Source organism: Actinomadura livida (assembly GCF_014648675.1).
Classification (GTDB): domain Bacteria; phylum Actinomycetota; class Actinomycetes; order Streptosporangiales; family Streptosporangiaceae; genus Spirillospora; species Spirillospora livida.
Genome location: NZ_BMRO01000037.1, coordinates 1 through 7,109, shown reverse-complemented (window position 1 = coordinate 7,109; position 7,109 = coordinate 1). Strand labels below are relative to the sequence as shown.

The 7,109-nt window shown below is 68.8% G+C and carries 5 protein-coding genes; 2 read left to right on the top strand and 3 right to left on the bottom strand.

The features are described from left to right. Positions 1-112: 112 nt before the first annotated feature. Positions 113-523 (bottom strand): helix-turn-helix domain-containing protein, encoded by a 411-nt coding sequence (locus IEZ03_RS37125; protein ID WP_184889163.1) that lies wholly within the window; start codon positions 521-523, stop codon positions 113-115. A 163-nt stretch (positions 524-686) separates the two neighbouring features. Here IEZ03_RS37125 and IEZ03_RS37120 point away from each other — a divergent pair, with 163 nt between their 5' ends. Both IEZ03_RS37120 and IEZ03_RS37115 read left to right on the top strand, forming a co-directional pair. Continuing rightward, positions 687-1,076 (top strand): ATP-binding protein, encoded by a 390-nt coding sequence (locus IEZ03_RS37120; RefSeq protein WP_184889165.1) that lies wholly within the window; start codon positions 687-689, stop codon positions 1,074-1,076. Beyond that, positions 1,061-1,411: a hypothetical protein gene (locus IEZ03_RS37115; RefSeq protein WP_184889167.1), complete on the top strand. Its 351-nt coding sequence runs from the start codon at positions 1,061-1,063 to the stop codon at positions 1,409-1,411. The genes IEZ03_RS37120 and IEZ03_RS37115 overlap by 16 nt, the downstream gene beginning before the upstream one ends. A 31-nt stretch (positions 1,412-1,442) precedes the next feature. Here IEZ03_RS37115 and IEZ03_RS37110 read toward each other — a convergent pair whose 3' ends face one another. After that, entirely contained in the window at positions 1,443-2,690 is a 1,248-nt protein-coding gene (locus IEZ03_RS37110; RefSeq protein ID WP_184889169.1) for a Clp protease N-terminal domain-containing protein, read from the bottom strand. A gap of 421 nt (positions 2,691-3,111) precedes the next feature. Continuing rightward, positions 3,112-6,984, bottom strand: a complete 3,873-nt coding sequence (locus IEZ03_RS37105) for a DNA-directed RNA polymerase subunit beta' (protein ID WP_184889171.1) — start codon at positions 6,982-6,984, stop codon at positions 3,112-3,114. Positions 6,985-7,109 lie beyond the last annotated feature (125 nt).

Here is a 7,109-nt window from a genome sequence, read left to right as displayed (position 1 = left end):
GCGGTGGCCAGCCCGCCGTCCGCCAAGGCCCACGCCCCCTCGCATACCAATAACAAGATCCTTCTCAAACACGCACTTAGTCAGGTCCATTTCTCCCGTACCACCTTGCGAATCATTTCGAGGGACTGCCGCCCTTGAGAACCGCTGACGCATAGGCCGGGGTCTGGAGCAGTCCATGGACCAGGAGGGGCTGGTACGACTCCAGCATGCACGCCTCGGGTTCGACGGTGTGCCAGTCGAACCACGTCGGGAAGGTGGCGTCCTTGACCAGGTCGTCGTAGAGGTAGAGAAGCTCGCCGTTCGCGTCCAGGGCGTGGTCCATCGTCTCGGCGAACTCCCGCATGCAGCGGGTCCGGCCGTTCTCGACCGCCCCGATGTACTGCGGCTTGACGCCCATGCCGCCGTTGGCCCGCCGGGCGACGGATTCCTGCGTCCAGCCCTTGGCCTCCCGCAGCCGGCGGAAGCGGCGCCCGAAGGCGAGCAGCGTCGGCGAGACCGTCCCGCGCTTCCGCTGTGGAGCCATGTCCTCATCCTCCCTTGCAAAGGGCGCCCAACCAACACCCAAGTGGCACGGACGCACGGAACCTGACTTGCCTCGCATGGCCTGCGATTTGTTACGCAGAGTACATTGACGATGGCTGACTGTGGCTGGCAAATGCAGGAACTCGTTCCGAAGGTGGTTGGCCATGCCTCCGACAGTTGTGGCGCCTGAGGTGCCGACGCTCGTGCTCGAACCGACCGAACGGGCGCCCTCGCTGGCGCGGCGGTTCGTCGCCGGCTGGTTCCGGGAGTGGGGCATCGCGGACGACTCCGATGCGCGAGTCGTCGTCTCCGAACTCGTCACGAACTCGCTGGTGCACGGGGAGGGGCCGATCATCGTCCGGGTGCTGCGGGACAAGCGCGATGGGCGTCCCGTGATCGAGGCGTGGGACGGCGGCCCGGGGCTGCCCGAGATCAAGCCGGAGGATGACTCAGCCACCTCCGGGCGCGGCTTGCTCATGGTTTCGCAGCTCGCCTTGGACTGGGGCACGCGACCGCTGCTGGAAGGAGGCAAGCTGACGTGGGCGAAATGCTGAACGTGGAACGCGGCGTCCTTCTCTGCCGGACGCGGATGGGCCGTAAGACCGCCGTCCGGCATCTCGACGTCCTCTCGGTGGCGCTGCGGCCGCGGGGCTGGCGATTCGTCAAGCTCTACCGGCCCGCCCCGATACCGCTCCTGCGCGTCTACGCGAACGGGGCCGAGGAGATCGGAATCATGGTGAGCGTCCTGGCCATACCGGGCGGCGCCTGGGGCTACCACGAAGCCCAGCGCGGACGTCGCGGATACCTCGCCCCCTGCGGCGACGCGAAGGCCGCGGCGGAAGTGGTGGACGAACTCCTCACACACCGCATGTACCCGTCCACCTGGTAAGTCGGCGTCGCTTGCGCCCAGGCCGCGGTGGTCAGCTTTGGTCGCCCGATGTTCCGGGCGCGGCGGCTTCGAGGCGCTGGACGGCTTCGGAGTGGAGGACGGCGGGGTCGGCGCCGAGCTCGCGGAGCAGCCGTGCGGCAGGGCCCGCCGGATCTGCCAGCAGTTCCGCGAGCAGGTGGGTGGTGCCCGCGAAGGGGTGGCCGAGGCGATGCGCGGACAGGCTGGCCAGGCGTAACGCGGACAGCGCCGTGCGACCGGGGACGGGTTCGCTCACCGGCGCCGAGGGCAATGGCGGCCAACCCTCGGTCGGCAGTCCGGTCAGGTCATGCTCGGCATCGTCCGGCGTGGGCTCCAGGCGTACCGCCGCCGCCCACGCATCCGGACCCGGACGAATGCCGTGCGCGGCAAGAATCAAGCCGGCCTGGTTCCATCGGGCGACCTTGTCCCTCAGTTGCGTGTCGGCCTGGTCGAGCTGCCAGTACAGGTCGATCACGCTGAGCAGGACGTGAGCGGCCGTGACGACGCCGTGGCCGGTCTGCAGGGCCTTGCTCACGGCGTCGCCCTCTATCGACGACAGCAGCGGGTGGCCGTAGCGGGCACCGTACCGGCGGAAGGGACGCTGGAACTGACGGACGAACCACCACGCCGCAGTTCGCCAGAACCAACGCGATGCCCGTGACCCGGAACCGGGAACCTGCCCGGAAAGTTGCAGAACGCCGACCGTCCACGACGTCTGGCGGTTGTCCTCGCGCCGTAGGTCCTGGCCCAGTTCGATGCGTTGCAGGTCCTCCTCGGGAACCCAGTGGGTCAGCGACTCGGCGGCCGGGCCGGGCAGCTTCAGCAGGGCCGTCACGAGGTGATGGAGCTCGGCGTATCCGTGCTCCTCGTCCGCGGCCGAGGCGATCGCGTCGTGCACGGCGTACCGGACGGCGGGCGAGAACACCGGCACCGCTCGGCCTTTGCGGCGGAGGTCCAGTCCCCCGGAGGAGGCCACCTCTCCCAGCAGCACGGCGGCCTGGTAAGCCACCTCCCGCCCGAAGACCGACTCCCACTCCGTCGAAGGCGGCGGCGGATCGGTCTGCGCGGTCTCACCCCGCCAGCCGACGTTGTCCACCAGCGGACGCAGGAGTGGGCGACCATCGGATGTCGTGACACTGATCGCCGCGCTGTCCAGGACGAGTTCCGTCCCGACCTCATCGACGCCCGCACGGCACGCACGCCGGTAGGCCCGATAGAGAAGCACTCGGAACAACCCGCTCACCGGTTCGACCATCGGCATCTCCGATCCTTACGGGGACCGTAAAAGCTCTAGGGTTCCGGAACCAGGTCTCCTGACTCATTCGCAGGGCGGGAACCGACTTCTTCGCGGAACCAAGCTCCTAAGATGCCTGCTCATGGCGATGTTCGTGCATCTGACGTCGGCTGCGAACGTGCCGCGCATCCGGGTTCCGGGATCCGGGCGACCAGCCGCGGACCAGGCGGCCTGCGCGGCGTGTACTGCGCGGACCGGGCACCCTCCACTGCCCCCGCGGCCGAGGCGAGCCGGTTGATCGCCGAACTGGACGACCCGCGCGGGGGGAGGTCTTCGTCCCAACATCCGCGCTCGCCGTCCGCGCCCATCGGCGCCGCGGGTAGCCCCGGAAACGGCGAAGGCCGCCGCCCGCGTGATGCGGACGGCGGCCTTGGCGCTTACTGCGGACTTACCGGTTGTACTGCCCGAAGTCGTACTCCTCCAGCGGCACGGCCTCGCCGGAGCCCTGCCCGAAGGCGTACTCGGCGCCGTCGTCGTAGGAGCCGACGGAGTACACCGCCGCCTTCGCCTCCTCGGTCGGCTCGACCCGGACGTTGCGGTACTGCGGCATGCCGGTACCGGCCGGGATGAGCTTGCCGATGATGACGTTCTCCTTGAGGCCGAGCAGCGGGTCGCTCTTGGCGTGCATCGCCGCCTCGGTGAGCACCCGGGTCGTCTCCTGGAAGGACGCCGCCGACAGCCACGACTCGGTCGCGAGCGAGGCCTTGGTGATGCCCATCAGGACGGGGCGGCCCGCGGCGGGCACGCCGCCCTCGGCCACGACGCTCCGGTTCGTCTCCTCGAAGATCGGCCGCTCGACCAGGTCGCCCGGCAGCAGGTCGGTGTCGCCCGACTCGAGGATGTTCACCCGCTTCAGCATCTGGCGGACGATGATCTCGATGTGCTTGTCGTGGATCGACACACCCTGCGACCGGTAGACCTCCTGGACCTCCTGGACCAGGTGGAGCTGCACGGCGCGGGGCCCGAGGATGCGCAGCACCTCGTGCGGGTTGATGGCGCCCGCGATGAGCTGCTGGCCGACGTCGACGCGCTCGCCCTCCCGGACCAGGAGGCGGGAGCGCATCGGCACCGGGTAGGCGATCTCGTCGGAGCCGTCGTCGGGGACGACGACGACCTTCCGCGACTTCTCCGTCTCGTCGATCTTGACGGTGCCGGCGACCTCGCTGATCGGGGCGACGCCCTTGGGGATGCGCGCCTCGAACAGCTCCTGGACACGCGGCAGGCCGTGCGTGATGTCGCCGCCCGCCACACCGCCGGTGTGGAAGGTGCGCATCGTCAGCTGCGTGCCGGGCTCGCCGATGGACTGCGCGGCGATGATGCCGACGGCCTCACCGACGTCCACCCGCTTGCCGGTGGCCAGCGAACGGCCGTAGCAGGCGGCGCAGACACCGATCTTGGCCTCGCAGACCAGGGCGCTGCGGGTGCGGACCTTGTCCACGCCCGCCTCGACCAGGCGCGACACGACCGCGTCGGACAGGTCGGTGTCGGCCGGGAAGATGACCGTCCCGTCGACGACGACGTCCTCGGCGATCGTGCGGCCGACCAGGCTGGTCTCCGAGGTGGCCAGCTTGACCAGCGAGCCGTCCGGCATCTTGTCGGCGACCTCGAACGGGATCGTGCGGTCGGTGCCGCAGTCGATCTCGCGGACGATGACGTCCTGCGCGACGTCCACCAGGCGCCGGGTCAGGTAACCCGAGTCGGCGGTGCGCAGCGCGGTGTCGGCCAGGCCCTTGCGGGCGCCGTGCGTCGAGATGAAGTACTCGACGACCGACAGGCCCTCGCGGAACGACGACTTGATCGGACGCGGGATGGTCTCGCCCTTGGGGTTGGAGACCAGGCCGCGCATGCCGGCGATCTGGCGGAGCTGGAGCGGGTTGCCGCGGGCACCCGACTGGATCATCATCCAGATCGGGTTGTCCTTCGGGAACGCCTCCTCCATGTCCACCGCGACGTCCGCGGTGGCCTTGTTCCAGATCTCGATGAGCTCCTGCTTGCGCTCGTCGTCGGTGATCAGGCCGCGGTTGAACTCCCGCTGCACCTTCTCCGCGCGCTGCTCGTAGCCGGCCAGGATCTCCTGCTTGTTCGGCGGCGCGAGGACGTCGTCGATCGCGATCGTGACGCCGGACCTGGTCGCCCAGTGGAAACCGGTGCCCTTCAGCGCGTCGAGCGAGTTCGCGACCTGGACCTTCGGGTACGTCTCCGCCAGCTCGTTGACGATGGCCGACAGCTGCTTCTTGCCGATCTCGTCGTCGACGAACGGGAAGTCGTCCGGCAGCGTCTCGTTGAACATGGCGCGGCCGAGCGTGGTCTCCAGCCGGTACGGCTGGCCCGGCTCGTAGCCCTCCGGCGCGATCCAGTCGCGCGGCGGCGGGATGTCCTTCAGCCGCAGGCTGATCTTGGCCTGCAGGTCCAGCTCACCCCGGTCGTACGCCATGATCGCCTCGGCGGCCGACCCGAACGCGCGTCCCTCGCCCGTCGCACCCTCCTTCAGCGTCGTCAGCCAGTACAGGCCGATGACCATGTCCTGGGTGGGCATGGTGACGGGCTTGCCGTCCGACGGCTTCAGGATGTTGTTCGTCGACAGCATCAGGATGCGCGCCTCGGCCTGGGCCTCGGCCGACAGCGGCAGGTGCACGGCCATCTGGTCGCCGTCGAAGTCCGCGTTGAACGCGGTGCAGACGAGCGGGTGGATCTGGATGGCCTTGCCCTCGACCAGCTGCGGCTCGAACGCCTGGATGCCGAGGCGGTGCAGGGTCGGCGCCCGGTTCAGCAGCACCGGGTGCTCGGTGATGACCTCTTCCAGCACGTCCCACACGACCGGGCGGGCCCGCTCGACCATCCGCTTGGCGGACTTGATGTTCTGCGCGTGGTTGAGGTCGACGAGCCGCTTCATCACGAACGGCTTGAACAGCTCCAGCGCCATCTGCTTGGGCAGGCCGCACTGGTGCAGCTTCAGCTGCGGGCCGACCACGATGACCGAACGGCCGGAGTAGTCGACGCGCTTGCCCAGCAGGTTCTGCCGGAACCGGCCCTGCTTGCCCTTGAGCATGTCGGACAGCGACTTCAGCGGGCGGTTGCCCGGCCCGGTGACCGGGCGGCCGCGGCGGCCGTTGTCGAACAGCGCGTCGACGGCCTCCTGCAGCATCCGCTTCTCGTTGTTGACGATGATCTCGGGCGCGCCGAGGTCGAGCAGGCGCTTGAGCCGGTTGTTCCGGTTGATGACGCGGCGGTACAGGTCGTTCAGGTCGGACGTCGCGAAACGGCCGCCGTCGAGCTGCACCATCGGACGCAGGTCCGGCGGGATCACCGGGATGCAGTCCAGCACCATGCCGAGCGGGCTGTTGCGGGTGTTCAGGAACGCCGAGACGACCTTCAGCCGCTTGAGGGCGCGGGCCTTCTTCTGGCCCTTGCCCGTGCGGATGACGTCGCGCAGCTTCTCGGCCTCGGCGTCGAGGTCGAAGTTCTGCAGCCGCGCCTGGATGGCCGCGGCGCCCATGCCGCCCTCGAAGTACTTGCCGAACCGGTCGCGCATCTCGCGGTAGAGCAGCTCGTCGCCCTCCAGGTCCTGGACCTTGAGGTTCTTGAAGCGGCTCCAGACCTCGTCGAGGCGGTCGAGCTCGCGCTGCGCGCGGTCGCGCAGCTGCTTCATCTCCCGCTCGGCGCCGTCGCGCACCTTGCGCTTCTGGTCGGCCTTCGCGCCGGCCTCCTCCAGCTCCGCCAGGTCGCCCTCCAGCTTCTGCTGGCGGGCCTCGACCTGCGCGTCGCGAGCCTGCTCGATCTGCTGGCGCTCCACGGAGATGTGGGCCTCCAGCGTCGGCAGGTCGCGGTCGCGCCGCTCGGCGTCCACGCTGGTGATCATGTAGGCCGCGAAGTAGATGATCTTCTCGAGATCCTTCGGGGCCAGGTCCAGCAGGTAGCCGAGGCGGGACGGGACGCCCTTGAAGTACCAGATGTGCGTGACCGGGGCGGCCAGCTCGATGTGGCCCATCCGCTCACGGCGCACCTTGGCGCGGGTCACCTCGACGCCGCACCGCTCGCAGATGATGCCCTTGAACCGGACGCGCTTGTACTTACCGCAGTAGCACTCCCAGTCGCGGGTAGGACCGAAGATCTTCTCGCAGAAGAGCCCGTCCTTCTCCGGCTTCAGGGTCCGGTAGTTGATCGTCTCCGGCTTCTTCACCTCGCCGTGCGACCACTGGCGGATATCGTCGGCGGTCGCCAGACCGATGCGAAGCTCGTCGAAGAAGTTGACGTCAAGCAACAGTTTTCCCCTTGAGTTGATCAGACCTCTTCGACACTGCTCGGCTCACGCCGGGACAGGTCGATGCCGAGCTCCTCCGCAGCACGGAAGACGTCCTCGTCGGTGTCGCGCATCTCGATGGACAT